General features: G+C 69.9%; 28 protein-coding genes. 6 read left to right on the top strand and 22 right to left on the bottom strand.

Annotated features, from left to right (window positions below):
- Window positions 1-32 precede the first annotated feature (32 nt).
- Window positions 33-170 carry a hypothetical protein gene (locus QM517_RS10820; protein WP_160897655.1) on the bottom strand — a complete coding sequence of 46 codons (138 nt, stop codon included), beginning with the start codon at window positions 168-170 and terminating at the stop codon, window positions 33-35.
- 118 nt (window positions 171-288) lie between these two features.
- Here QM517_RS10820 and QM517_RS10815 point away from each other — a divergent pair, with 118 nt between their 5' ends.
- Window positions 289-615 carry a DUF7882 family protein gene (locus QM517_RS10815; protein WP_077050748.1) on the top strand — a complete coding sequence of 109 codons (327 nt, stop codon included), beginning with the start codon at window positions 289-291 and terminating at the stop codon, window positions 613-615.
- A 2-nt stretch (window positions 616-617) separates the two neighbouring features.
- On the opposite strand, the gene QM517_RS10810 is transcribed toward QM517_RS10815, so the two are convergent.
- Window positions 618-935 (bottom strand): DUF7882 family protein, encoded by a 318-nt coding sequence (locus QM517_RS10810; RefSeq protein WP_283287364.1) that lies wholly within the window; start codon window positions 933-935, stop codon window positions 618-620.
- Window positions 936-1,045: 110 nt separating this feature from the next.
- Here QM517_RS10810 and QM517_RS10805 point away from each other — a divergent pair, with 110 nt between their 5' ends.
- A complete protein-coding gene (locus QM517_RS10805) occupies window positions 1,046-1,363 on the top strand; it encodes a DUF7882 family protein (protein ID WP_077050749.1) in 318 nt (105 codons plus the stop codon).
- 1 nt (window position 1,364) lies between these two features.
- On the opposite strand, the gene QM517_RS10800 is transcribed toward QM517_RS10805, so the two are convergent.
- Entirely contained in the window at window positions 1,365-1,619 is a 255-nt protein-coding gene (locus QM517_RS10800) for a hypothetical protein (protein WP_077050750.1), read from the bottom strand.
- An 89-nt stretch (window positions 1,620-1,708) separates the two neighbouring features.
- Window positions 1,709-2,254 (bottom strand): MarR family winged helix-turn-helix transcriptional regulator, encoded by a 546-nt coding sequence (locus tag QM517_RS10795; protein WP_077050751.1) that lies wholly within the window; start codon window positions 2,252-2,254, stop codon window positions 1,709-1,711.
- A gap of 147 nt (window positions 2,255-2,401) precedes the next feature.
- Here QM517_RS10795 and QM517_RS10790 point away from each other — a divergent pair, with 147 nt between their 5' ends.
- Window positions 2,402-2,881 carry a MarR family winged helix-turn-helix transcriptional regulator gene (locus tag QM517_RS10790; RefSeq protein ID WP_077050752.1) on the top strand — a complete coding sequence of 160 codons (480 nt, stop codon included), beginning with the start codon at window positions 2,402-2,404 and terminating at the stop codon, window positions 2,879-2,881.
- Between the two features lie 19 nt (window positions 2,882-2,900).
- Here the strand turns inward: QM517_RS10790 and QM517_RS10785 are convergent, their stop codons facing one another.
- The gene (locus tag QM517_RS10785) at window positions 2,901-3,146 is read right to left on the bottom strand and encodes a DUF3072 domain-containing protein (RefSeq protein ID WP_077050753.1); all 246 of its coding nucleotides are present in this window, start codon (window positions 3,144-3,146) and stop codon (window positions 2,901-2,903) included.
- Between the two features lie 79 nt (window positions 3,147-3,225).
- Here QM517_RS10785 and QM517_RS10780 point away from each other — a divergent pair, with 79 nt between their 5' ends.
- The gene (locus tag QM517_RS10780) at window positions 3,226-4,188 is read left to right on the top strand and encodes an alpha/beta fold hydrolase (protein WP_283287362.1); all 963 of its coding nucleotides are present in this window, start codon (window positions 3,226-3,228) and stop codon (window positions 4,186-4,188) included.
- Here QM517_RS10780 and QM517_RS10775 read toward each other — a convergent pair.
- The 5 genes from QM517_RS10775 to QM517_RS10755 form a co-directional block, all read right to left on the bottom strand.
- Window positions 4,170-5,390: an ADP-dependent glucokinase/phosphofructokinase gene (locus tag QM517_RS10775; protein WP_283287360.1), complete on the bottom strand. Its 1,221-nt coding sequence runs from the start codon at window positions 5,388-5,390 to the stop codon at window positions 4,170-4,172. The two genes, QM517_RS10780 and QM517_RS10775, sit on opposite strands and share 19 nt — an antisense overlap.
- A gap of 18 nt (window positions 5,391-5,408) precedes the next feature.
- Window positions 5,409-6,272, bottom strand: a complete 864-nt coding sequence (locus QM517_RS10770) for a ketose-bisphosphate aldolase (protein WP_077050756.1) — start codon at window positions 6,270-6,272, stop codon at window positions 5,409-5,411.
- A gap of 34 nt (window positions 6,273-6,306) precedes the next feature.
- On the bottom strand, window positions 6,307-7,152 hold the full coding sequence (locus QM517_RS10765) for a carbohydrate ABC transporter permease (RefSeq protein ID WP_077050757.1): 846 nt from the start codon (window positions 7,150-7,152) through the stop codon (window positions 6,307-6,309).
- Window position 7,153: 1 nt separating this feature from the next.
- On the bottom strand, window positions 7,154-8,083 hold the full coding sequence (locus tag QM517_RS10760; RefSeq protein WP_283287356.1) for a carbohydrate ABC transporter permease: 930 nt from the start codon (window positions 8,081-8,083) through the stop codon (window positions 7,154-7,156).
- Between the two features lie 73 nt (window positions 8,084-8,156).
- Window positions 8,157-9,449 (bottom strand): ABC transporter substrate-binding protein, encoded by a 1,293-nt coding sequence (locus QM517_RS10755; protein ID WP_283287354.1) that lies wholly within the window; start codon window positions 9,447-9,449, stop codon window positions 8,157-8,159.
- A 233-nt stretch (window positions 9,450-9,682) separates the two neighbouring features.
- Here QM517_RS10755 and QM517_RS10750 point away from each other — a divergent pair, with 233 nt between their 5' ends.
- Complete coding sequence (locus QM517_RS10750) at window positions 9,683-10,489, top strand: DeoR/GlpR family DNA-binding transcription regulator (protein WP_077050760.1); 807 nt, start codon at window positions 9,683-9,685, stop codon at window positions 10,487-10,489.
- 10 nt (window positions 10,490-10,499) lie between these two features.
- On the opposite strand, the gene QM517_RS10745 is transcribed toward QM517_RS10750, so the two are convergent.
- The 4 genes from QM517_RS10745 to QM517_RS10730 form a co-directional block, all read right to left on the bottom strand.
- Entirely contained in the window at window positions 10,500-11,519 is a 1,020-nt protein-coding gene (locus tag QM517_RS10745) for a zinc-dependent alcohol dehydrogenase family protein (RefSeq protein WP_283287352.1), read from the bottom strand.
- A gap of 75 nt (window positions 11,520-11,594) precedes the next feature.
- Entirely contained in the window at window positions 11,595-14,429 is a 2,835-nt protein-coding gene (locus QM517_RS10740; protein ID WP_283287351.1) for an aminotransferase class III-fold pyridoxal phosphate-dependent enzyme, read from the bottom strand.
- 116 nt (window positions 14,430-14,545) lie between these two features.
- Window positions 14,546-15,904 carry an APC family permease gene (locus tag QM517_RS10735; RefSeq protein ID WP_283287349.1) on the bottom strand — a complete coding sequence of 453 codons (1,359 nt, stop codon included), beginning with the start codon at window positions 15,902-15,904 and terminating at the stop codon, window positions 14,546-14,548.
- 16 nt (window positions 15,905-15,920) lie between these two features.
- The gene (locus QM517_RS10730; protein WP_283287346.1) at window positions 15,921-17,522 is read right to left on the bottom strand and encodes an amidohydrolase; all 1,602 of its coding nucleotides are present in this window, start codon (window positions 17,520-17,522) and stop codon (window positions 15,921-15,923) included.
- A gap of 172 nt (window positions 17,523-17,694) precedes the next feature.
- Here QM517_RS10730 and QM517_RS10725 point away from each other — a divergent pair, with 172 nt between their 5' ends.
- Entirely contained in the window at window positions 17,695-18,318 is a 624-nt protein-coding gene (locus QM517_RS10725; protein ID WP_077050765.1) for a TetR/AcrR family transcriptional regulator, read from the top strand.
- 10 nt (window positions 18,319-18,328) lie between these two features.
- Here QM517_RS10725 and QM517_RS10720 read toward each other — a convergent pair whose 3' ends face one another.
- The 8 genes from QM517_RS10720 to QM517_RS18385 all read right to left on the bottom strand — a co-directional run.
- Entirely contained in the window at window positions 18,329-18,922 is a 594-nt protein-coding gene (locus QM517_RS10720; RefSeq protein ID WP_283287343.1) for a DUF3885 domain-containing protein, read from the bottom strand.
- A gap of 32 nt (window positions 18,923-18,954) precedes the next feature.
- Complete coding sequence (locus tag QM517_RS10715; RefSeq protein WP_077050767.1) at window positions 18,955-19,758, bottom strand: DUF1206 domain-containing protein; 804 nt, start codon at window positions 19,756-19,758, stop codon at window positions 18,955-18,957.
- Between the two features lie 16 nt (window positions 19,759-19,774).
- On the bottom strand, window positions 19,775-20,470 hold the full coding sequence (locus QM517_RS10710; protein ID WP_283287339.1) for a phosphatase PAP2 family protein: 696 nt from the start codon (window positions 20,468-20,470) through the stop codon (window positions 19,775-19,777).
- A gap of 55 nt (window positions 20,471-20,525) precedes the next feature.
- Complete coding sequence (locus QM517_RS10705) at window positions 20,526-20,849, bottom strand: hypothetical protein (protein ID WP_283287338.1); 324 nt, start codon at window positions 20,847-20,849, stop codon at window positions 20,526-20,528.
- 33 nt (window positions 20,850-20,882) lie between these two features.
- Complete coding sequence (locus tag QM517_RS10700; RefSeq protein ID WP_283287337.1) at window positions 20,883-21,395, bottom strand: hypothetical protein; 513 nt, start codon at window positions 21,393-21,395, stop codon at window positions 20,883-20,885.
- A 96-nt stretch (window positions 21,396-21,491) separates the two neighbouring features.
- Complete coding sequence (locus QM517_RS10695; RefSeq protein ID WP_160897666.1) at window positions 21,492-23,102, bottom strand: L-lactate permease; 1,611 nt, start codon at window positions 23,100-23,102, stop codon at window positions 21,492-21,494.
- Between the two features lie 8 nt (window positions 23,103-23,110).
- On the bottom strand, window positions 23,111-23,689 hold the full coding sequence (locus QM517_RS10690) for a hypothetical protein (RefSeq protein ID WP_077051345.1): 579 nt from the start codon (window positions 23,687-23,689) through the stop codon (window positions 23,111-23,113).
- A 351-nt stretch (window positions 23,690-24,040) separates the two neighbouring features.
- On the bottom strand, window positions 24,041-24,325 hold a 285-nt coding region (locus QM517_RS18385), incomplete at its 5' end, for an HNH endonuclease (protein ID WP_303655587.1).

Below are 24,325 nucleotides of genomic sequence, written 5' to 3'. Positions count from 1 at the left end.
CTAGCGTCGGCTCCTACGAGGGTCCTGGGAGGTCACTCCCCCGCCGGCGGGGCCGACCGCGGGATGAGTTCGCCGTCCACGACGTCGATCCCGGTGAGTTGGTCGAAGACCTCGGGGAGGTCGCCGGCGTCACCGGGTTCGGGAAGGAGGGGGAATCGGCTGTCGCTCACGGCGGGGTCCTTTGCTGGATGTCCCCAGACTGACAGAGCCGCCAGGCGCAACGGGTGGCCTTGACACCCCGTCGGCGGCCACGTAGCTCTCCGGATCCCCGCCGGTATCGTGGAGACCATGGGCACGATCTTCTACGGCGGCGGCGGGACGGCGGTCCCCATCGAGGACCGCGCATTGGCGCATCTCAAGGTCGTCATCTCCACGAAGCTCCGCCGCGGTGAGAGCTTCACTCTCTCCTGGCAGCACCCCGAGGGTCAGCCGCGGGGCCGCAGCACGCTGTGGCTGCACCCGGCGATCCCGCTCCGCTTCGTCTTCGACGAGGCCGAGCCCACGAAACTCAGCCGCGAGTGGATCGAGCGGCTCGCCGACTCGGCGAACTCCTCGGGCGGCATCCTGCTCGTCCCCGAGGACATCGCCCCGGTCGAGGAGACTCCGAAGCGCTGAGGTCAGCCCTCTTCGACGAGGGTGTCCTCCGAAGGCTCGGGCGTGATCGCCAGACCGTTCGGACCCGAGGCGGCCAGCATGAGGTCCTCCACCCAGACGCGGTTGATGCGCGGCTGGCGGCTTCCGTAGAAGTGGAACTGGATCGGCACCGAGGGGTGCATCCAGAAGCTGCGGCGACCGCTGCCGTCGCCGACCTTGACGTCGAACATGAACGACTCCGAACGCCGGAGCTTGTTCATCACGACGATGCGGAGGTGCGCGAGCGTGCGGTCATCGATGTCGACGGCGTTCGCGACGGTGTCGTAAATGAAACGGCCCATGATGTCGAGCCTATCCGAGACCCGCGTGCGGCCGTCCCGCGAATACCACGGCACGGGGTGCCGAATCAAGCCCCCGGTCGTGGATCCACGACCGGTGTTGACTGACTCGCGTGGGAACGTTGTACTACGGGGATGTCGCGACGCCGATCGAGATCGAGGATCGCGCGCTCGCGCACGTCAAGGTCGTGATCGCCACGAAGCTCCGCCGCGGCGAGAGTTTCACCCTCTCGTGGACGCACGGCCCGGGCCAGGAGGTGGGCCGCAGCACCGTCTGGCTGCACCCGTCTATTCCGTTGCGCTTCGTGTTCGACGACCCCGAACCCGCGCTCCTCAGCCGGGCGTGGATCGAGGACCTGGCCAACTCGGCGAACTCCTCGGGCGGGCTCCTGCTCGTCCCCGAGCCCGGGAGCGACGCTCCGCGGACCTGAGTCAGGCCGTGCGCTGGTCGAGGATCTCGCGCGCGCCCTCTTCGACCGCGGTGGGAACGACGAGCGGACGTCCGGCCGAGAAGGCCTCCCACTCCCGCAGGACGATCGTCTCGATGTGCACGGGGTCTTCGCCGGGGTAGTCCAGGCGCAGTCGCGAAACGACCGAATGCAGGGATGCCACGGGCACGCCCTCCACCGTCTGGACGGCGTCGACGGCGGTCACGCTCACGCGCGCCTCGATCGCATTTTCGTCCATGGCCTCATGGTTTCACGGACGCCGAGCGATTCCTAATACTCAGAATTCAACTAGGCTTCCTAGCTTCTTACGCGGGACGCGCATTCCGATCAGAGGGAGACGTCGGCCCCGATCGGCGAGGGCTCCCCGTCGTGATGCGGGTCGACCTGGTCGACGGCATCCTGGAGCCGGCCGAGGCAGGCGATGACGGTCGCGCACTCCTCGGCGGTCATGTCGACGACGGCCGCCATCATGCGCGAATGCATCGAGCCGAGCGTGGCGCGCACCTCGGCATCGCTCGCCGCGGTGGCCACGATGTAGATGCTGCGCCGGTCGGTGGGGTGCGGCGCGCGCGTCACGTGGCCGGACTTCTCGAGCCGATCGATGATCGCCGTCGTCGACGCCGTCGAGACACCGAGGTAACGGGTCAGTTCGCTCGGCGAGACCTGCCGGCCCTGCCCGGTCGCCCGCAGAAGGTAGCGGAGGACGAGGAGTTCGTTCTCTCCCATGGACATGGACTCACGGGTGCGGCGCCGCATCGCGATCTCGGCCGCGCGGTAGACGCGGAACGCCTGCAGCACCTCCACGGCACGACGGCGGCGGTCTTCTTCGCTCGCGCCGTACCAGTAGCGCGACGCCTGCGAGCCGTTTTCCACTTCGGCATCCTACGTCAGGAGGACCGCGCAAGGGCCCTGCCTCTTCGCATGGCGTACAGGTACGATGGTAAATATATCGGCCCGCTACTTGATGGGCATTCGAGATACGAGGAATGCGAACTACCCCGTCGGGGAGGTGACGAGAACATGACCACGGAACAAGACGTGGTGAAGGCCGTCAGCGACCTGTCCGAATCCGGCGCCGCCTCCGAGCGCGTCGCCCTGCAGTCCCTCGGCATCGGCCCGAACGACGCCAAGGTGCTCCGATTCCTCCTCGACCGCGAGGACGACGACGAGCCGGTGACCCCGCGACTCCTCGCCGAGATGCTGGGCATCTCGTCCGCCGCCACGACCGCACTGATCGACCGCCTCGCCGACGCCGGCTGGGTCGAACGGGTTCCGTTCCCCGGCGACCGCCGCTCCATCGTCGTGCGCGCGACGATCGACGCGGCCTCCCCCGCACGCCACCTCCTGGCGGTGCGGCGCTCGTCGGTGGCCGAAGCCGCGTCGCGACTGGGGGCCGACGAACGCCGAGTCGTCGCAGAGTTCCTCGACGAGGTCGCCCGCGCCGAGACGCAGCGCGTCGAGCACCTGAACCCCCGCGCCGGACAGTCCCGCCCCGCCTGAGCGGCGGGGCGGGCACGGGTCAGTCGTTCGTGCGACCCGTCTCGTGCTGGAGACGGTCGATCTCTTCCGAGGCCTCGGCCTTGGTCAAGTCCGCGGTGATCTCCTCACCGGCCTCGCGCGCGAGCGTGTCGAGGTAACTGCGCTGCGGTGCGGTCATCGGCTCGTCGCCGGTGACCCAGTCCGAGGGGTCCTTCTCTACGGGGTCCTGTCCCTCACGCACGGCGCCGAGGGTCTCTTCTTCATGGTCACGGGGAGCATCGGTCATCGCGCCAGGCTAGGTCGGCGTCACCGGCGCTCCGCCGGGATTGACAGCCCCCGCCCGGTGGGTGCGGCATCCTGGACGGATGCCCGACGACACCCGCCCCGCCGACGTCGACGTCCAGACGTTCCGGCGCGGCGCAGCGCAGACCCGGGTGACGATCGTGTCGACCGGCGCATCCGGTCGCCCCTTCGTGCTCGTCGCCGGGATCGGGGTCGCGGCCAGCTACTTCGAGTTCCTCGCGCCGCTCCTCGCCGAGCACGGCGACGTGTACGCGCTCGATCTCCCGGGATTCGCCGGGATGCCGGCATCCGGTCACGAACCGACCGCCGCGTTCTTCGCCGACCAGGTCGAGGGCGTGATCGACCATTACCGCATGGACGATCCCGTGCTCGTCGGGCACTCGATGGGCACCCAGGTCGTGGTCGAGGTGCTCACGCGGCGCAACGACCTGTCCCGAGCGGTGCTCGTGAGTCCCGTCGTGGACGAGAGCGAGGCGACGGCCCCGCTGCAGGCCGTGCGCTTCGTGCAGTCCACCGCGCGGGAGTCCCTGCACATCGCGGTGATGGCGGTCTCGGCGTACCTCTTGTGCGGGTTCCTCTACTTCGCCGAGGTGCTGCCGCACATGCTGCGGTACCGGATCTCGGACCGGGTCGGGCTGGTCCGCGCGCGGCTGCTCCTCATCCGCGGCGAGTTCGACCGTCCGTCGCCGCGGCGGCTGCACTCCCGTCTCGTCGCCCGTGCCCGCGACGCGCGGCGCTGGGAGATCGAAGGCGCGGCCCACTCGATCATCAACGGCCATGCCGTCGGGGTCGCCCGCCTGGTGCGGGAGCACCTCGACGACGACCTCGCCGCCCGCGGACGGCTCACGTCCGAGGAGGCGCGCGTTCCGCCCGCGCGGCACAAGGACCTCCGGATGATCCTGGATGCCACGGCCAGCCGCTTCGCGGAGTGGTTCAGCGCGCTGCACCACGACCAGGACGGAGTCGAACGGGCCAAGGCCCGCCACGCCCGCATCCTTTGGCGCGCCTACGTCTCCCGGCGCTGACCGGCGAGCGTCGCGGCACGGGCGGCGGCGGGAACCGCGGCGAGGAAACCGCCGACGAACGTGTCGCCGAGCCCGATCGTGGTCGGGTGGGGGACGTCGACCACGTGGGCGGCGACGCCGACGGCCGGCATCCGCTCCTCCACCGCGGCGACGACGGCCGCGCCGCCGGGGTGACGCGGAAAGGCCGCGGTCGCGTCGAGGTCGGCGAGCGTGCACGCGTCACCGACCCGGTAGCGGGTCGCCGCCGTGCGCACCGCGCTCTCCAGACCCGCGCGGTGACGATCGGCCTCGGGCCCCACGGCGATCGCCCAGTACTTCGTGTGCACCACGAGCGCGGGAGCGGGGATGAGCGCGCGGGCCTCGGCGAGAGCGGTCGCGACGTCGTGGGGAGACAGCAGGTCGACGCGGCGGCCGAGGTACTCCTGCAGCTCGTCCTCGTTCATGCCGTACACGTCGATGCGGTCGAGGAGGCGTCGGCGCACGATCTCGGCGAAGGTGCGGTCGTAGAACCCGGCGTCCTCGTAATAGACGAGCGCCTCCGGCGGCAGGCCGCGCATCGCCGCGACGAGATCGTCGAGGCGGCTCGCGAGCAGGGCGGCATCCTGCATCGTGTTGAACCCCGACACCAGGAAGGCGTCCGCTTCCGCGAGCGCGTCGCCGAGGTCGGCGGCGATCGCCATCTCGCGGTTCGGGGCGTCGTTCGCGAAGATCAGGCGGTTCGCCGACGGTGCGGTGACCGCGCCGTCGGGGAGGGTCACGGTCGTCCCCTCGGGGTACTGCACGATGAGGTGCGGATCGAGGGTGTCGCGCGCGGCCGAGGAGACGACCCGCATCGACGCGGGCAGGAGCCGGCGCACGGTGTCGTCGATGCTCACGAGATGCTGCACCGTCGGCACGCCGATCCGGTCGAGGGCGATCCCCGCGCGCACGCCCGTCCCGCCGAGGGTCACCGCCACGTCGAACCGGGCGGCGAAGTCCTCGATGATGTCGGAGCTTCGGACGTGCCGCTCGCCTCCCCCGCCGTGGGCGAGGAAGGCGAGCACGGTCACGACGAGCGTGCGCTCGTCGACGATCGGCGCCGTGGTGACGAGCTCGCCCCGGTGGATGCCGTACTCGGCCGCGAGGGCGGTGAGCACGGTGGCATCCCACCGGATCTCGTAGTCGACGGTTCCGCCGAGTCCGAGGACGAGGTCTCCTGCCATGACGCCGATCCTCCCCGATCAGTACAGGTCGGCCTTGCCGGCGGCGCCGAACAGGTCGATCTTCTCGGCCGCGGTCACCTTCATCGCCGCGATGGGCTCCGGCTGGATCGCGTTCGGCTCACGCAGGCGACGGTCGGTGCCGAGCACCTCGCGCATACGGTCGTGGTACGCGACCTTGATGTCGCTGGAGATGTTGATCTTGTTGATGCCCAGCGACACCGCGCGCGCGAGTTCGGCGTCCGGGTTGCTGGATCCACCGTGCAGCACCAGCGGGATGCCGACGGCCGCCTTGATCTGCTCGAGCAGGTCGTGGCGCAGCTCGGGGTTCTTGTCGGACGGGTACAGACCGTGCGAGGTGCCGATGGCGATCGCGAGGCTGTCGACCCCGGTCTGCTCGACGAACCGCACCGCATCGTCGACGTTCGTGTAGATGATCTCGGCCGCGCCGGACTCGCCGTAGCTGTCGTTCGCGCCGATCGTTCCGAGCTCGCCCTCGACCTGGATGCCGGCCGCGTGCGCCGCCTCGACGACCTTGCGGGTGATCGCGACGTTCTGCTCGAACGGCTCGAGCGAGGCGTCGATCATGACGGACGTGAAGCCGGAGTGGATCGCCGTGATCATCTGCTCGTAGGAGCCGCCGTGGTCCCAGTGGATGGCGACGGGGACGCTGGACCGGTGGGCCCGTGCGTGCATCGCCGGAATGAGGTCGGTGGTGATGTGCGAGACCTCGTCGGGGTGGATGGCGATGATGACCGGAGCGTTCTTCTCTTCGCTGATGTCCATGATCCCGGTGAACATCGCCCAGTCGCTGATGTTGAACGCCGGGATGGCGAAGCTGTGGGCGTTGGCCACGTCGAGGATGGACTTGCCGGTGTAGAGCACGGATTTCTCCTTGTTCGGGGTTGGGTAGGCGGGATCAGCTCTTCACCGAGCCGGCCGTGAGGCCGCTGATGAAGAAGCGCTGGAAGAAGAGGAAGAGCACCAGCACGGGGATCGAGCCGAGGATGCTCATCGCCATGATCTGGTTCCACTCGTACGAGTGCTGGCCCATGAGCAACTGGATGCCGATCGGCACGGTGCGCATGTCGAGGGTGCGCGTGAGGGTCAGCGCGAAGAGGAACTCGTTCCACGCGATCATGAACGTGTAGATGCCGACCGACACGATCCCGGGGATGGAGATCGGCACGAGGACCCGCCAGAGGGCGGTGAACGATCCCGCACCGTCGACCCGGACCGCTTCGTCGAGCTCCTTCGGGAGGGTGTTGAAGTAGCCGGTCATCATGATGATCGCGTAGGGCAGCGTGAACACCATGTAGGTGAGGATCAGGCCCGGGTAGGTGTTGTACAGCTTCAGCGCCACCATGAGCCCGAAGTACGGGATGAGCAGCGTGATCGGCGGGACCGCCTGGACGCTGACGATGATGACGTTGACGATGCGCTTGCCGCGGAAGTCGAACCGACTGAACGCGTACGCGGCCTGGATGGCCACGAGCAACGTGAGGACGGTCACCGCCCCGGCCACGACGTAGCTGTTGATGAAGAAGCGCACGGTCTCGGGCGTGGTGAAGATCTTCACGTAGGCGTCGAACGAGAACGTCTCGGTGATCAGCCGCGGGGGCAGCTCGAAGATCTGCGTGTTGGACTTGAACGAGCTCGAGAGCATCCACAGGACGGGGCCGGCGGCGAAGACGGCGCCGAGCACCAGTCCGATCAGCACGCCGGTCTTGGCGACGCGGGTGCGTGCGACGGTGGTCAGGGCCATGTCAGTCCCTCGCCTTCTGGTGGCGGACGTAGAGGACCGCGATGATCATGGACATCGCCAGCACGAGCACCGCCGAGGTGGCAGCCATGGAGAAGTCGTACGTGGCGAACGCGAGCTTGTAGGTGTAGGTGCTGAGCATCTCGGTCACGTCGATCGGGCCGCCGCCGGTGGTGAGCCAGATGAGCGCGAACTGCTGCGACGTCCAGATCAGGTCGAGGAGCAGGAGGCTGACGATGATCGGCCGCAGCTGCGGGATGGTGACGTTCCAGAAGCGCTGCACCGGGCTCGCGCCGTCGACGGTCACGGCTTCGTAGAGGTCGCTGGGGATGCCCTGGAGCCCGGCGAGCAGGCTCACCATGAAGAAGGGGTAGCCGGCCCAGATGTTGATGAACGTGACCGTGCCGAGGGCGAGCTGGGGGGAGGCGAGCCACTCGATGTTCGTGTTCAGGAGGAAGTTCACGATGCCGTTGGGGGCGAGGAGCATGCGCCACAGCACGGCGATGACGGCGACGGTGAACAGCCACGGCAGCACGTAGAGGCCCCGGAAGATCGCCCGGGGGACGGCGCCGATCAGGCGGCTGTTCAGCAGCAGCGCGAACGAGAGACCGAGGACGAGGTGTGCGGCGACGCTCGTCAGGGTGAAGAAGAGCGTGTTGCCGGTGGCCTTCCAGAACCCGGCGTCGGTGAGGACGGCGATGTAGTTGTCGAGCCCGACGAACTGCGGGTTCTTGTTGGTGATGACGTTGTCCTGGAACGAGTACCCGATGACCATGACGATCGGCACGATCATCAGCACGAACAGCAGGATCAGCGTCGGCGACAGGAAGGCATAGGCCTCGGAGGCCTTGCGGAGCTGGCGTGTCCGCCGGGACGCGGGGCGCCCGGTGACGATCAGCTCGGTATCGGGGGGAGTGAGGGTGCGCATGGTCATGGTGTGCGGCCTTCCTGGCGGGGATGCCGCGCCGCCCGGGTTCATCGGCGCGGCATCCCCTGTCAGCGTCGGATCAGAACTTCGACGTCCACTCGTCCTGGGCCTTCTTCAGCGCGTCCTTCATCGACTGCTGGCCGTCCAGGGCGGACTGGAACTGCTCGCCGAACTGGCGCATGAGCTCCTCGGCGACGGGCAGTCCGGTGAACTCGTTCGCCGGGTAGCCGGCCTTGTAGATCTCGAACGCCTTCTTGAACAGCTCGTCGTCCTGCACGAAGGTCGGCTCGGACTGGGTGTTGCCGGGGAACGCCTTGGCCATGGTCGACAGCTCGGAGTTGACGTCCTTGCCCATCAGGAACTGCACCAGCTTGAAGGCGGCGTCCTTGTGCTCGGAGTTCTCGGCGACGCCGATGCCCCACGAGGCGTAGGGGATGCCGCGTTCCCCGGTGAAGCCGTCCTCGGCCGGGATGGCCGAGATCGAGAACTTCAGGTCGGGGTTCGACTCGCGGATGAGGTTGATGTGCGCGAGCGAGTCGATCATCATGCCGACGCGACCGTTCGTGAACTCCTCGACCTTGTCCTGCTCCTTCATCGTGAACGATCCGGGCGCGATCACCCCGTCGTTCCAGAGCTGCTGGATGTAGTCGGTGGCCGAAGCGACGTCGGCGTTGGTCAGGTCGGGCTGTCCGTCCTTCAGCATCGATCCGCCCGAGGCCCACACCCACGACATCACGTCGTTCTGCACGCCGTTGGGCGCCTCGAGCGACAGCGGGAGCACCCACCCCGAGGCATCCCCACCGAGGGCCTTGATCTTCTTCGCCGCGTCGGCGAACTCGGTGCGGGTGGAGGGGGGCGTGCTGACGCCCGCCTGGGCGAGGATCGCGTCGTTCGTGAACATCGGGTACACGAAGTTGACGACCGGGATCATGTACGTGCTGCCGTCCACCTGGATCTGGCTGGCGAGCTGGCTGTCGTCGAAACCGGCGTCGCTCATCAGCTTCGACAGGTCGGCGATCACGCCCTGCTTCGCGAAGTCGCTGACCCACGCGCCGTCGAGACCGACGACGTCGGGCATGGTGCCCGAGGCGGCACCCGCGAAGAGCTGCTCCTTGGTCGAGGCGTAGGGGCCGCTGACCAGGTCGACCTTGATGCCGGGGTTCTCCTGCTCGAAGGTGTCCATGAGCGCGCGGAACTGTCCGTCGGGCAGCTCGGGCTCCCACCACTGGGCGAACTCGATCGTCACGTCTCCGCCGCTTTCGGGGGCTGCCGAGCTGGACGAGCACCCCGCCATCGCCAGGAGTGTCGTGGCCGCCGCGGCGGCACCGACGAGCTTGATGGCGTTTCGACGCCCGCGCCCGCTGTTGTCCATCGTTTCTCCTCATTGAGATCTGCTGTTATTCGCGCTGTTATGCGCCTTCTTGCGTCTTTCAGCACGAGTATGCGCGGATGTGCGGCGTGCGTCAAGATCACGATGCAAATTCGTGACTATTGCGGCAAGGAACGGCGGCCTTTATGCATGAGAGCCGCAAAATCGTGCCGTTTCATGCTGAATTCGGCAGAAACACGTCGATCTGTGTGCCGCTCTGTGCTAGAGATGACGGCATGGAGGGCACAACCACTCAGACCAAGAAGCGGCTTCCGGCAGGGCGGAAAGCCGAACTCGCCGCCTACGTCGCCGAAACCGGCCAGGTCACGGTCGTCGACCTGGCCTCGCACTTCGGCGTCTCGATCGACACCGTCCGTCGTGACCTGGATCAGCTGGACCGCGAGGGCATCGTCGTACGTACCCACGGGGGCGCGGTGAGCGCGATGTCGGTCCCCGGACGCGACCGCGGACTCGACGTGCGTCTGCAGATGCAGACCGCCGAGAAGGAGAAGATCGCCACGATCGCCGCGGACCTCATCGAAGACGGCTCGGTCGTGATGCTCAACGCCGGCACCACGACGCTGGCCGTGGCCCGGGCGCTCCGCAACCACCGCAACCTCACGATCGCCACGAACAATCTGCGGATCCCCGCGGAGATCTCCCCCAGCGTCTTCCGCGATCTGTTCATCTTCGGCGGCGCCGTCCGGACGATCACCCAGGCCACGACCGGTCCGGTGACGCTGGCGGCCGCGTCGAGCAGCGCCGACGTGGAGATCCGCTGCGACTACGCCCTCATCGCGGTCGGAGCAGTGGATGCCTCGGGCTTCTCGACCAGCAATCTCGGCGACGCGACGATGATGAGCGAGATGATCCAACGCGCCGACCGCACCGCGATCCTCGCCGACTCGACCAAACTCGATCGACGCCTCTTCGCCCAGGTCGCCGCCCTGGAGAAGGCCGACTACCTCATCACCGACGCTCCCCCGTCGGCGGCGCTCGCCGCCGCGCTGGAGGAGGCCGGCGTGACGGTGCTCACGCCCTGACGGTCGCGGCTCAGATCGTGAGGAGGACCTTCGTCGCGCGGCGTTCGTCCATCGCGCGGTAACCCTCCGCGGCCTCCTCGAGCGGGAGGGTGAGGTCGAAGACCGCGCCCGGGTCGATCTCGCGGTCCCAGATGAGCTGGATCAGCTCGGGGAGGAAGCGGCGCACCGGCGCGGGTCCGCCGTGGAGGTGCACGGCGGAGCGGAACAGCTCCTGCCCCTCGAGCGTGACGTCATGCGAGACGCCGACGAACCCGATGTGCCCGCCGGGGCGGGTCGAGCGCACCGCCTGCTCCATCGACTGCTGCGTGCCGACGGCCTCGATGACCGAGTGCGCGCCGAGCCCGTACGTGAGCTCCTTGACCTTCGCGATGCCCTCGTCGCCGCGCTCCTCGACGATGTCGGTGGCCCCGAAACGACGCGCGAGCTCCTGCCGGTCGGCGTGCCGCGACATGGCGATGATGCGCTCCGCACCGAGCTGCTTCGCGGCCAGGATGCCGAGCAGCCCCACGGCCCCGTCACCCACCACCGCGACGGTCTTCCCCGGACCCACCTCGGCGGCGACCGCGGCGAACCAGCCGGTGCCGAGCACGTCGCTCGCGGCGAGGAGGGAGGGGATCAGGTCGGCGTCGGGCTGCCCGGGGGTCGCCACGAGCGTGCCGTCGGCGAGCGGGATGCGGGCGAACTCGGCCTGGGTTCCGACGCGTCCCATCGGGACCACGTGCACGCACCGCGACTGGTAGCCCGCCTGGCAGATCTCGCAGGTGTTGTCCGAGGCCATGAACGAGCCCACGACGAAGTCGCCCACCTTCACGTTCTTCACCGCGTCGCCGATCTCGGTGACCACGCCGACGTACTCGTGCCCCATCGGCGTGGCATCCACGTCGTCCGCCCCGCGGTACGGCCACAGGTCGGAGCCGCAGATGCACGACGCGGCGAGCCGGATGACGGCATCCGTCGGCTCCTGGATGATCGGGTCGTCGCGGTCTTCGACGCGCACGTCTCCGGCGGCGTGCATGATGACTCCACGCATGGCGGTTCCTCTCGGGTGAAAGCGGCTGTCTCCGGTGTACTCCTCCGAGCTGTGCGGTGCCGAGGGCTTGCGGGATCAGAATCCGGTCGACAGCACCCGGTCGAGCATGTCGCCGAAGTAGTCGACCGACTCCCGGGAGACGCACAGCGGCGGCTTGATCTTCAGCACGTTCTGGTGATCACCGGTGGGCTGCATGACGACGCCGAGTTCGAGAAGGCGGTCGCAGATCGCGGCGGTCTCCTCGGTGGCGGGCTGGAGGGTGTCGCGGTCCCGCACGAACTCGAGGCCGAGGTATAGCCCCGCCCCGTGCACCGTCCCGACCAACGGATGCCGCTTCCCCAGCTCCTCGAGACGGGCCTTGAGGTGTCCGCCGACGACGCGGGCGTTCTCCTGCAGCCCCTCGTCCTCGATGATGTCGAGCACGGTCGTGCCGACGACCGACGACAGCGGGGAACCTCCCGTCGAGGAGAAGAAGTAGCCCTGCGTGCGGTAGCGGTCCGCGATCTCGCGGCGGGTGATGACCGCGCCGAGCGGGAAGCCCGCACCGATCGACTTCGCGACCGCGACGATATCGGGCACGACGCCCTGCTGTCGGAAGCCCCAGAACCACGACCCCAGGCGACCGAAACCGACCTGCACCTCGTCGGCGATCGCGAGTCCGCCGAGGTCGCGGACGGCGGCGTAGACCTCGCGCAGGTAGCCGTCGGGGAGGGCCACGCCGCCGGCGTTGCCGTAGAAGGTCTCGCTGAGGAACGCCGCGGGGGCGTGGCCGTCGGCGGCGAGCGCGCGGATGCGTTCGACCGCTTCGGGCGCGTAGCGCGCGGCATCCGGCCCGCGATGACGGCCCCGGTACGAGTTCGCGGCCTCGACCGTGTGCACCCAGTCGGGGCGGGTCTCGAGCGCGTAGGGGTTGTCGGCGATCGAGGTCGACACGGCGTCACTGGCGTAGGTCCAGCCGTGGTACGCCTCGGCCATCGCCACGACGTCCGTTCGGCCGGTGGCCGCCATGCCGAGACGGATCGCGAGGTCCACCGCCTCCGACCCGGAGTTGACGAAGAACACCGTGTCGAGCTCGTCCGGGAGGGTCGTCGCAAGGCGCTCGCCGTACTCGGTGATCGCTGCGTAGTGGAACCGCGAATTGGTGTTCAGCAGCCGCGTCTGACGCGAGACGGCGGCGTGGATCCGCGGGTGCGCGTGCCCCACGGAGGCGACGTTGTTGACCATGTCGAGGTACACGCGTCCGTCGACGCCGACGAGATACTCGCGCCAACCGCGCTCGATCCGCGGCGGTCGGGCGTAGTAGTGCTCCTGCACCTCGGCGACGACGGCCTCACGGCGTGCGAGGAGGTCGTCGGCTACGGCCTCCGGCGCGGTGACGCCGAGCGCGGGGGTCGCGTCGCCGATCACGGCGCGCCACCCGGGCAGGTCGCTGGGGCGCACGGCATCCGGGATCTCGGCGGGGTCGAGCGTGGTGAGCAGTACCCGCACGCGCGTTCGCGCGGGAACCTCCGCGGAAGAGTTCGGGATGCCATCTCCCACGCGCACCGAGAGCGCACCGTCGGGCAGCTCGAGGTGTGTCGGCGCGGCGAACCAGACGGACGCGGCCGTCGGCACGGTCGCCGGCTCCTCGGGAGTCCGGGACGGGGCCCCGAGCAGCGTCGGGACGAGCGCGGGGAGGACGACCGCGTCGGCGCCGTCGTCCAACAGGCGCTGCGCCGCGGCGTCGAGGGCGTCCGGGTCAAGCCACGCGCCCTCGTCCGACAGGGGCGAGAGGGTCGTGGCGTCCAGGACGACAGGGCGGATGCCGGCGGGAAGAATCGGTGCACCCTCCCATGCGGCGGCGTCGGCGGAGGGGCGGCCCAGCGCGTGGCGGATGCGGGCGGTCGCGACCTCGACCGGCACCGCGATCGCGCGGCGGAGGATCTCGAACTCGCGGTCGAGCGCGCCGCTGGCGTAGTCGTTCGCGTCGTCGAGGCGCACCTGCTGGCGGCCGCTGAGGACGAGCACCACCCCGCGCAGCACGACGAGCGGCCACAGCGCCGTGATCTCGTCGTCGGACAGCGGACGGCGCCGGTCGAACGCCGCGATCGCGGGCAGCGTCGAGGCGTACGACGCTCCGTCGTGGTGCAGCACCGACGACACCGTGACCGCGATCTCGCCCACGGCCCACGACTCGATGACGTCGCCGAAGTCGATGACGGCATCGGGGAGCGTGCCCACGCCGTGCGGGCGCAGGACGTTGTCATCGGTCACGTCGAAGTGACCGAGCTGCCGCGGCAGGGCGGCGGCGACGGGGTGCAGCGCGGCCAGGGCGGCGGCCGTCGCCGCGGCGCAGTAGTGGCGCACCTCGGCATCCGGTTCGGTCGCGGCGATCTCGGCGATCACGCGCTCCGCGTGCTGCAGGTCCCACTGCAGCACGCGGCCGGCCGCGGGATGCGTCTCTCCCGCGAGCGCGACGCTGACGGCCGCGGCCAGCTCGCCGAGACGTTCGACGGTCCGGGGCGGGAGGTAGCCCGAGCCCGTGAGGGTCGAGCCCGGGACGAACGAGATCACCCGCGCGTGCAGCCGCCCCTGACTCGTCTCCCACCAGCCGGTGAGGGGGCCGCGGGGTCCGGCGACGATCTCGGGGATGCGCAGCCCCGGTTCCGCCCGCGCGACCGCGGCTGCCGCGGCATCCTGCATCTCGATCTCGGTCTCGCTGAACACGGGGTTGCTGATCTTCAGCACGCCCAGCGGCTCGCCCGCGCCTCGGGGACGGACGAGGAAGTTCTGGTCCTGCTGGCTGCCGAGGCTGCCGAGTTCGGCGTCGAGCCCGTGCACGTCACGCAGGAGCGCGACGGCTTCGTCGGTGGGAAGGGTCGGCGTCGGCAGCTCGCCGGCCGTGAAGTAGTCGAACAGGGTGTCGGTCATGACGGGCTCCATGGGGCGCGGAACGGGGTGGGGCGACGACGCCCCGGGTCTTCGGGTGACGAAGAAAACACTAGGGTGGCGCGGTGCCCCGGGGAACGGGACACCGCGCCGGAGTGTCAGGCCAGAACGCGCTCGGGGGCGGGGGCCTCGTCGTCGAACTCGACCTCGGGCGGGCGCCGACGGAAGCCGCGCGTGAGGACCGCGAGCCACACGATGCCGACGCCGATCCACACCAGACCGACCGTGAGCGCCAGCGGCGAGAGGCTGAACCACAGCCACGCGGTCAGGGCGAACCCGAGGGCGGGGAGCACCCCGAAGCGGAACACCGCCGCTCCCCCGCGCCGCTTCTCGTCGATCAGGAAGTGCTTGATCACCGACAGGTTCACCAGCGAGAACGCGGCGAGCGCCCCGAAGCTGATGAGGGATGCCACGGTGTTCAGGTCCGCGAACAGGGCCGCGAGCGACACCACACCGACGAAGAGGGCGGCGCCGATCGGCGTCTGGTATCGGCGGCTGAGTCGGGCGAAGAACCGCGGCAGGACGCCGTCGCGTCCCATGGCGAACAGGATGCGGGAGACACTGGCCTGGGAGGCCAGCGCGGCGGCGATGCACCCGGCGATGTAGGCGACGAGGAAGAACACCTCGAGCCAGCGGCCCGCAGCGACCTCCATGATCTGGTTCGCCGCGGCATCCGGGTTCGTCAGGTCGGCCACGTTCGGGACGACGAGCGTCGAGACGTAGGCGATCACGGTGAAGATGAGCCCGCCGATGATCGTCGTGAGGATGATCGCGCGCGGGACGGTGCGCTGCGCGTCGCGCGCCTCTTCCGACAGGGTCGAGATCGCGTCGAAGCCGAGGAACGACAGCGCGAGCATCGCCGCGCCGGCCAGCAGGCCCGGGAAGGTCAGCCCGGCGTCGTAGAGCGGCTGCAGCAGCGACACCCCGGGGTTCTGCGCGACGTGCACGATCGCGCACACCACGAACACGGCCGCGAACACCAGCTGCAGGCCGACCAGGACGAGGTTCGCGTTTCGCACGACGGTGATTCCGACGATGTTGAGTCCCGTGATCAGCAGCACGCCCGCGAGAGCGAACACCCAGGGCGGGATGCCGGGGAGCTGGGCGTTGAGGTAGATGCCCATGAGCACGTAGTTGATGAGCGGCAGCAGCAGGTAGTCGATCATCAACGACCACCCGGTGAGGAAGCCGACGTGGCCACCGAACGCCCGTCGCGCGTAGGTGTACGCGCTGCCGGCGCGCGGGAACGCCTTCACGAGAGCGGCATAGCTGAATGCGGTGAAGAGCATCGCCACGAGCGTCACCAGGTAGGCCGTCGGCACGTGGCCGCCGGTGGTGACCGCGACGAGACCGTAGGTGGTGAACACGGTGAGCGGCACCATGTACGCCAGGCCGAAGATGACGAGGGAGGGCACTCCCATGACTCGCCGCAGCGAGGTGTCGGTGGAGGAGGACATCGGGTTCCTGTTCGGGTCAGAGAACGGTTGCCGCGGGGACGGCGGTGAAGGTAGGGATGCCGCGGCGCCAGGTGCCGCGGACACGCGCGTCGGCGATCCGGGACGCCGGGATGCGGCGGATGTCCCGGTCGAGCCAGACGAGATCGGCGATCATTCCGGGGCGCAGGGTCCCCCGGTGGTCCTGATCGCCGGCCTGGTGGGCGACGCCGAGGGTGGCGGCGTCGAGGGCCTCGGCGATGGTGAGTCGCTCGTCGGGCTGCCAGCCGCCGACGGGGAGCCCGTCGGCGTCCTGGCGGGTGACGGCGGTGCGGATCCCGGCGAGCACTCCGGGCGAGGTGACGGGCCAGTCGCTGCCGAAGCTGAGGCGGGCACCGGCCTTCTGGGCCGAGTGCATGCGGTACTGCCGTTCGCGCCCGGGTCCCAGGCGCGGAAGGGTGAGGTCGGTCATCACCGCGTCGGGCATGGCCCACTGCGGTTGGAAGCAGAAGGTCACGTCGAGTTCGGCCAGGCGCGGCAGATCCGCCGGGTCGATGACCTGGGCGTGCGCGACGGTCAGCCGTCGTCCGCGGCGCAGACTCTCGCGGATCCGTTCTGCCGCGTCGATCGCGGCGCGGACCGCCGCGTCGCCGATCGCGTGCAGGTGGACGTCGAACCCGGCGGCGTCGCACGCGGCGACCGCATCGACCAGCTGGTCCGGCTGCCAGTTGGGGAGGCCCCGGGTCTGGGCGTCGTGGTAGCACTCGAGCAGGTGGGCGGTGTGATTCTCCAGGATGCCGTCGACGAAGAACTTCACCGTGCGACACGTCAGGCTGGGCTCGTCCCGCACGGCGCGGGCGATGCGATCCAGATGCTCGAGCTGTCCCGGCCACCGCCGCGGGTCGGCGCGGAGGGCGAGGTCGACGTCGACGTTCAGGCGGCCGGCGCGGGCTGCGGCGATCCAGGACGGGACGTCGTGCTCCTCCGTCCAGGCCTCCTGCACCCACGTGATGCCCTGCGCCGCAAGGTGCCGCGTGGCCCAGCCGAGCGCCTCGACATCGGCGGCCACGCTCGGGCGGGGAGCACGATCGAGCACGAGATCGATCGCGGGTCGCTCGACGAGGGTGCCGCGCGGCGATCCGTCGGCCCGGCGCAGGATGCGCCCGAGCGCGGGATCGGGGGTACCGGCATCCACGCCCGCGGCTTCCAGAGCCGCGGTGTTGACCCAGGCCGTGTGGTAATCCCACGCGTGGAGCACGACCGGGCGATCGGATACGGCCGCGTCGAGCCAGCGCGCGTCGAAGACGCCGCCGTCGACGAGGGTGGCGTCGTAGCTGCCCCCGATCAACCACGGCTCGTCGGACGCGGCGCTCCAGGCGCGCACCCGCTCCACGATCTCGTCGACCGAGCCGGCATCGCGCAGGACGGGGCCACTGTGCTCACGCCCCGCCAGCAGCGGGTGGGCGTGCCCGTCGCGGAAGGCGGGGAGCAGCAGTCCACCGTCGAGATCGATCGTCGCGGCATCCGCGGGGATCGGGTGATCGGGGTGCGCGATCACGCCGTCGACGACGACCAGCCGATCGACGTCCGGGCCTGTGCCATCGACCCGGATCACGCCACCGTGGAACACGACGACTGCCATGGAAACCTCCTTGAGACCACGCTGGAAAGAAACATACAGCGTAGGTTTTAGGAACGCTACGGTTTCTTTCCATCCCCCGTGGCCCGTTTCGCCGACTCTTCACGGCACCGATACACCGCCGAAACACGGCCGATCGCGTAGCGTTGTCAGACCCCGACCGAAAGGCTCCGTCGTGCCCCGGCCGTCGCATCCGAAGCTCTCCCGCGAGGCGATCGCGCGCGCGACACTCGCCCTGGTCGATCGCGACGGACCCGACGGGGCGAGCATCCGCCGCGTCGCCGATCGGTTGAACGTGCACCCGACGTCGCTCTACAACCACGTGCCGAACCTGGCCGCCCTGATCGAGGACGTCCGCGCGCTCGTCTCCGCGCGTATCGACTCGACCGGCCTACGCGAGCGGGAGTGGGAAGAAGGGCTGGCGCTGTGGGCACGGTCCTATCGCGATGCCTTCCGGCGGCATCCGAAGACGATCCCGCTGCTGATGTCGCACCGGTCGTCCGCGCCCTCATTGATGTCGCAGTACGAGGACTTCGCACGGGCCGCCGAGCGAGTGGGCTGGACGAGCGACGACATCCTGCCGCTGCTGACGGCTTTCGAGTCCTTCATCCTCGGCAGCGTGCTCGACATGTCGGGACCGAGCGTCATGTTCGATCCCACCGGGCAGGAGGAGACGGTGCCGCGCTTCGCCGCCGCCTATGCGACGCTCGAGCGCTACGACCCGGTCGACCCGGTCGCCACGCGCGCGTTCGAGCTCGGCCTGTCGCTGCTCATCGCCGGAGCCCGTCCGCGCGGGTGATCCGCGCGCGTCACAGCCCGTCGGGCCGCGGCGAGCGCCACGCGGAGAATCGCTCCGCCAGTGCCGCGCGGGTCTCGGCATCCGGAAGGAAGACGTCGACACCGCCGTCGTAGGGGGCGACGCCCCAACGCATGCCCGCGTCGGTGAGCAGCACGGCGGCGCGATCGTCGATCACCGCGGCGAGGACCGGCTCGAGGTCCACGTCGACGTCGACCCAGAAGTAGGCGAGAGCGTCCTCCCCGTCGGCGACGCGCCAGGCGCGCGCCCCGGGCAGGAGGTGCCGCGTCCATCCGCCGGCACCGTCGGCGGCATCCCAGTCCTCGCCGACGACGAGGAGCGGGCCGTCACCGGATGCCGCGCGCGCGGCGTCGCACAGCTCGTCGACGATGCGCGCGACACGGGCGCGATCGGCCGGCGTCTGCGCGACGCGGGCGGCACCGGGGAGCGTGTGGAAACGCACCCAGCGGTCGGGGTGCACCGTCCGCAACGAAGGACCGCTCGGCTCGGCGTCCGGCCAGAGGCGGTCCCACCGCGCACTCCAGTCGGCGGCGCGGGGATCGACGTCGGTGGGCGCGAACGCGCCGCCCGGGAGAGAAGCGTGCATACCCGAACCCTCCCACGGCCGAGCGCCGCGCGTCACATGCGGGCGTAGCGCGAACGGGCGAAGCAGAACAGTCCGTAGACCACGAGACCCGCACCGACGAGCCAGAGCACGATCTGGCCGAACGGCAGGCCGGCGAGGGAACGCAGGGCACCGTCGAGACCGCTCGCGGCATTCGGGTCGTGGGTCAGCGCCGCGACGACGAACAGGATGCCGGCCACGCCCACGGCGATACCCTTCGCGACGTATCCGACGGTGCCGAACACACGGATGCCTCGGCCCGCGGGGCCGCTCGGCACCGACAGGCTCTTGAGGAACGCGCGCGTGATGCCGCGGACGACGAATGCGACGCCCACCGCCGCGACGGCCACACCGACGAGGACGAGGAGGAAGACACCGCCGGGCGACGCGAGCAGCGTGGCGCTGAAGTTTTTCGTCTGGCCCGACGAGTCGGCCTGGCCGCCCGTCGCCACCGTGTACGCGGTGCCGGCGATCGCGGCGTACGCCACCGCCGTGCCGAGGTACTTCGCCCGATATCCCCAGCGCTTCTTGGCATCCGGGTTCCGCTCGACGATCGCCTCGCTGATCTGCCAGATCGCCAGGGCGGCGAGGCCGACGACGATGACCCACAGGAGGAACATCCCCGCGGGTGCGGCGGCCACCTGACCGAGGGCCCCGGACTGGTCGGCGCTGTCTCCCGCGCCGCCGGTGGCGATGGTGATCGCGATCACGCCGATGAGAAGATGCAGCAGCCCGAGGACGACGTAGCCCACACGGGCGGCGACACGGAAAGCGGTCGAATCTTGCGCCTTGTCTGCGGCGGCACTGGCAGATGTCATCCGTGCACCGTAGCGCTCAGACCGCCGCCGTGGCAGCCCGTTGCGCGCGGCGCTCTCTTGCCACTTCGATGGCGGCCCACACCAGCGTCGCGACCGCCACGCCCTCCAGCATCCCCGCCGTCACATCCGACAGCCAGTGGGCGTGCAGGTAGGTCCGGCTCCACATCATGAGCACGACCCAGGTCGCGCCGACCGCCCACACCCAGCGGCGTCGGAGGATGAGCCCGAGCGTCACCGCGATCGTGGTGGCCACGGCCGTATGCCCCGAGGGGAACGACGTCGCGACCGTCTCGGCGAGCGAGTCGGCCGGCCGCGCCCGGGCGATCACCGCGGCCATCGGTGCTCCGATCGCGACGACGAGGGCGATGGCTCCCCCGACGTTGAGCGCATCCCAGGGGCGGCGGCGCACGAGGAACACGATGGTCGTCGCGACCCCGATCAGGATCATGCCGATCGTGCCGCCCACGATCGCCGGCACCCACGCGACGATGACGCCGACGGGCGAGGCGATGGCCGACATCATGTCGTCCCACGCGGCGTCGATCGGCAAAGGCGCCGAATCCGACAGGGCGACGACGAGTCGCAGTGCGACGAAGAGCACGGTGGCGACGACCCCGACGACGAGCGCGCGGGCGCGGCGCGCATCAGGACCGACGGGCGAGGCGGGGGGATCGGTGTCGACCGCCGCGGCGTCGTCGGTGGAGGCATCCATTCCCACATCATGGCAAGCGGCTCCCCGCCAGAGGGGGCACTTGCGAACCGTCGGATCAGTCCTCTCGGAACACGACGGGCGCGTCCGCGAGACGGAGGCCCGAGGCACGGATAGCCGCCTCGACGGCGTCCGCGGAGGCAGGATCGCCTCTGATCTGGGTTCTCGGGACACCGTCGGTCGGCGTACCTCCGCCGGCACCGTCCCAGAATTCCGTCACGCCGTACTCGTCGACGATCGTGCGCAGCAGCGCGGCGTACGCGGCTGATTCTCCCCGCGCAGGTACAGCGGTCAGCTGCGGCCCGCTGATCTCGATCTCGCGGTCGGCCTCGACGCCGGCGGCCCCCCGCAGGTCGTCGGCCGCGGCGACGAACGGGATCATCGACGAGACCTCCGCGCGGCCGTCGAGCAGGTCCTAGAACGAGAGGCGACCGTTCTCCCATACGGCGGCCTGGATGCTGCGCCCCGGGGCGAGGCGGTCCACCGCATCCACCGTGGGCACCACGTCGAGCCGGAAGTCCGGGCAGCCGGATTCCGTACGGTCGGCGAACACCCACACCTGGGCACGCGCGGGTGTCTGCACGACGAGCCCCCAGTCGATCGGGTCGGCGTTCCGCGAAGAGCACGCGATCTCGAGGACGGCCGGCAGTCCGGAGCGCTCGACCGTGACCCGGAGGGAGGACACCGGGCTCCAGAAGGCGGGCGCCTCCACCCACCGTTCCTTCTCGACGGCCCCGACGCCCGGCATCGCGGCGATCTCCGCAGCAAAGGCATCGAATTCCGCGCTCGGGCGATCGAAGTGCGTCTCATCGATCGACCAGCCGAAGACCAGCACGAAGCCGCCGCCGAGTCCGATGGCGGCAAGGACGAGCGCGGCGATGCCGAGGGTCCTCAGCCGGGACACCCGTGTCGGCGCGGACGTCGTCATGAGAGCCCCCGTTCCCGCGCGTGTCGGGTCCGAGGGTACAGACGTGAAGGAGACGCCGAATGGACGTGGGGGGAACGGGACGGGGTGGGGTGGGCGTCACCCCGGGAACAGCCCTGAGAGCACGAAGGCCCACAGGCTGATCACCACGAGCATCCCCAGGCTGTAGCCGATGGACGCCCGAAGGATCTCACCCTCTCGCCCCGACAGGCCGACCGCTCCCGCCGCGATCGCGATCGACTGCGGGGACACCACCTTCGCCGTGGTGCCGCCGGCGGTGTTCGCGGCGATGAGGAGGTCGGGCTGAACGGCGATGCGCTCGGCCGTCGCGACCTGGAGGGGACCGAAGAGGGTGTTGTTGTTGACCACCGACCCGGTGAGGAACACTCCGATCCACCCGATGATCGGCGCGAACAGCGGGAACAGCGGACCCACCGCGGCCAGCGCGCTCCCGATGCTCGCCGACCCTCCGGAGTAGTTCGCGATGTTGGCCAGCACCAGGATCGCGGCGATCAGCACCAGTGCCCGCCAGAGCTCGCGCAGCGTGGCGGCGAGCTCGCGGCCCAGATCGGAGCCCGACAGGCGCGGCGTCGTGAAGAACGACACGAGCACCGCGAGAAGGATCGCCGTCCCGGTGGCGTTGAGGGGCGTGAAGTCCCACGTCACCGCGACGGTCGTGCCGCTGGCGGTGGCGACTTCGCCCGTGAGGCCGGGAATCGGCAGCTTCAGCACCGCCGCACTCAGCGGTCCGCCGGCGGCGAAGAGCGCCTTGAACCACGGCAGGCTCCACACGAGGATGAAGCCGGTCAGGATGTAGAACGGACTCCACGCCACGATCACCTCGCGCGCCGTGTGCCGCTCGACCGGGGGCGCCTCGGTGCCCCCCTCGCGGAAGACGTGCCGGGGTTGCCATACGCGGCCGAAGAGGAACAGCGCCACCATCGCGCCGAGGCCCGCACCGAGGTCGGCCAGCTCGGGTCCGAGGAACCACAGGACTCCCGCCTGGATGCCGCTGAACACGACGCTCACGAGGAGGACGGCCGGCCACGTCTCCCGCAGCCCGCGCCATCCGTCGAGGATCACGACGAGGAGGAACGGCACGAGGAACGTCAGCGGCTGCAGAAGGAGGACCATCGTGCGCGACAGCTCGGCGACATCGATCCCCGCCACCTGGGCACCGACGATCACCGGGATGCCGATCGCGCCGTACGCCCCCGCCGCGACGTTGGCCACGAGCGACAGCATCGCCGCCTTGACCGGGCGGAATCCCAGCTGCACGAGCAGCGCCGCGCAGATCGCGATCGGGACACCGAACCCCGCGGCCCCCTCGAGGAACGCTCCGAAGGCGAAGGTGATCAGCAGCACCTGGATGCGTTGGTCGGTGGAGATGCCCGAGATCGAGGCCCGGATGACGTCGAATCGCCCGCTCGCGACCGCCAACCGGTACAGCCAGACGGCCATGACGATGATGTAAGCGATCGGCCAGACGGCAGTGAGCAGGCCGATCAGCGCCGACCCGCCGATCGCGGGAGCGGGCATCCCGAAGACCAGGGCCGCGACGATGACTTCGGCGACGACCGCGATGGCTGCGGAGACGATCCCGGTGAGCTTGAGTACGACCAGGCACAGCAGGAAGATCACGAGCGGGATGGCGGCGACGAGCGCCGACAGCCAGAGGCTGGAGAGGGGATCGACGTTCTGGGTCCACAGCGCGTCGGTCATCGCGGCCCCACCCCGTATGCCAGGGTCACGGTCCACGGGTCGCGCGAAAGGTCGGCCAGAGAGTAGTGCACCGGGCGGTCCGGCACCCATCCCCGGGAGAGGTCCTCATCGAGGCGGATGTGCTCGGGCTGAACCCGGGATCCGCGGCCGTCGGCGTGACGGACGGCGGTGACGCGGGTCCAGTGGGCGAGCAGCTGCGCCGCGCCGGCATCCGGGAAGAGGTGCGAGTGCCGACGCATCTCTTCGAGGTCTGCCGCCGTCGGGTTCGCCGCGCGCAGGTCGACGCCGAGCGGGATGACGGTGTCGGCGACCGCGACGACGGTCGCCGGACCCCTGCTGCACGTGTGGATGGACAGGGGCACCTCTTCACCCGCCACCGTCGCGAGCAGGCGGGGGTGATAGCCGAACTGCGCGGGAGCCTCGCGGACGACCCTGACATCGCGGGGCTCGGCGCCCAGGAGTGCGGCGATGACTTCGCTCGCCAGAAGACGCTTCCGCTCGTGGTGGTCGAGCCGATCGCTCACCCCGAGGGCTGCGGCGACTCCCGCCGGTGCCGACAGTTCTTCCGAATCCACGAGCTGCCCCTCTCTCGTCGCGGCGTGCAGAGACCGCGTCGACGGCTCCACGGTAGCGAGAATCGAGACAATTCTGAATGACCCCCGTGGCGGAGCGGTCGGGACTAGGCTGCGCGAGTCGCGGTGCCCTCGGCCAGGACGGACGGTCGCCGGCTCGGCCAGGACCGACGGTCGACGGCTCGACCAGGACGACCACGGTGGTGCGAGTTTCCCCTCGCTCGATGTGCGTGAACCGCGCCCGCGAGCCGTGCGGCGATGGCCGCCCACGCGCCCCGCACACGCACACGCGCCCCGCACATGCGCCGGCGCCCGCTCCCGCACCAGAGGAGGCCCCCGCCGCGCGGGCATTCCTCAGAACGGTGCGGGCTCTGCGCTGCAGGTTCCGGGCGGGTGGGGTGGTGGCGGTGGTGCCGGTTCGTCGGGGAGGAATCGGACCGCGGGTGTGTACGGGAGGGGGTGGTCGGTGTAGACGCGTCCGGTGGGGGAGGTCCATTCGAGGATTCCGGCGGGGAGTTGTCTCACTTTCCAGCGGGTGAATTGTTTCTGGGTGTGGTGTCGCTGGCACAGGTGGGCGAGGTTGCTGACGTCGGTGGGGCCGCCGAGGGCGTGGTCGTGGGTGTGGTCGACTTCGCAGCG

Origin of the sequence: Microbacterium sp. IEGM 1404, from assembly GCF_030056775.1 — a bacterium.
Classification (GTDB): Bacteria; Actinomycetota; Actinomycetes; order Actinomycetales; family Microbacteriaceae; genus Microbacterium.
Note: the sequence above shows the minus strand (reverse complement) of the source record. Positions and strands in the feature narration are given on the sequence as shown.

Bases quoted from the DNA above. Each gene is read 5' to 3' on its own strand.
- QM517_RS10815 (WP_077050748.1), top strand. From the start codon at position 289: ATGGGCACGATCTTCTACGGCGGCGGCGGGACGGCGGTCCCCATCGAG.
- QM517_RS10810 (WP_283287364.1), bottom strand. From the start codon at position 935: ATGGGCCGTTTCATTTACGACACCGTCGCGAACGCCGTCGACATCGAT.
- QM517_RS10800 (WP_077050750.1), bottom strand. From the start codon at position 1,619: ATGGACGAAAATGCGATCGAGGCGCGCGTGAGCGTGACCGCCGTCGAC.
- QM517_RS10790 (WP_077050752.1), top strand. From the start codon at position 2,402: ATGACCACGGAACAAGACGTGGTGAAGGCCGTCAGCGACCTGTCCGAA.
- QM517_RS10785 (WP_077050753.1), bottom strand. From the start codon at position 3,146: ATGACCGATGCTCCCCGTGACCATGAAGAAGAGACCCTCGGCGCCGTG.
- QM517_RS10780 (WP_283287362.1), top strand. From the start codon at position 3,226: ATGCCCGACGACACCCGCCCCGCCGACGTCGACGTCCAGACGTTCCGG.
- QM517_RS10775 (WP_283287360.1), bottom strand. From the start codon at position 5,390: ATGGCAGGAGACCTCGTCCTCGGACTCGGCGGAACCGTCGACTACGAG.
- QM517_RS10765 (WP_077050757.1), bottom strand. From the start codon at position 7,152: ATGGCCCTGACCACCGTCGCACGCACCCGCGTCGCCAAGACCGGCGTG.
- QM517_RS10760 (WP_283287356.1), bottom strand. From the start codon at position 8,083: ATGACCATGCGCACCCTCACTCCCCCCGATACCGAGCTGATCGTCACC.
- QM517_RS10755 (WP_283287354.1), bottom strand. From the start codon at position 9,449: ATGGACAACAGCGGGCGCGGGCGTCGAAACGCCATCAAGCTCGTCGGT.
- QM517_RS10750 (WP_077050760.1), top strand. From the start codon at position 9,683: ATGGAGGGCACAACCACTCAGACCAAGAAGCGGCTTCCGGCAGGGCGG.
- QM517_RS10745 (WP_283287352.1), bottom strand. From the start codon at position 11,519: ATGCGTGGAGTCATCATGCACGCCGCCGGAGACGTGCGCGTCGAAGAC.
- QM517_RS10740 (WP_283287351.1), bottom strand. From the start codon at position 14,429: ATGACCGACACCCTGTTCGACTACTTCACGGCCGGCGAGCTGCCGACG.
- QM517_RS10735 (WP_283287349.1), bottom strand. From the start codon at position 15,904: ATGTCCTCCTCCACCGACACCTCGCTGCGGCGAGTCATGGGAGTGCCC.
- QM517_RS10730 (WP_283287346.1), bottom strand. From the start codon at position 17,522: ATGGCAGTCGTCGTGTTCCACGGTGGCGTGATCCGGGTCGATGGCACA.
- QM517_RS10720 (WP_283287343.1), bottom strand. From the start codon at position 18,922: ATGCACGCTTCTCTCCCGGGCGGCGCGTTCGCGCCCACCGACGTCGAT.
- QM517_RS10715 (WP_077050767.1), bottom strand. From the start codon at position 19,758: ATGACATCTGCCAGTGCCGCCGCAGACAAGGCGCAAGATTCGACCGCT.
- QM517_RS10710 (WP_283287339.1), bottom strand. From the start codon at position 20,470: ATGGATGCCTCCACCGACGACGCCGCGGCGGTCGACACCGATCCCCCC.
- QM517_RS10705 (WP_283287338.1), bottom strand. From the start codon at position 20,849: ATGATCCCGTTCGTCGCCGCGGCCGACGACCTGCGGGGGGCCGCCGGC.
- QM517_RS10700 (WP_283287337.1), bottom strand. From the start codon at position 21,395: ATGACGACGTCCGCGCCGACACGGGTGTCCCGGCTGAGGACCCTCGGC.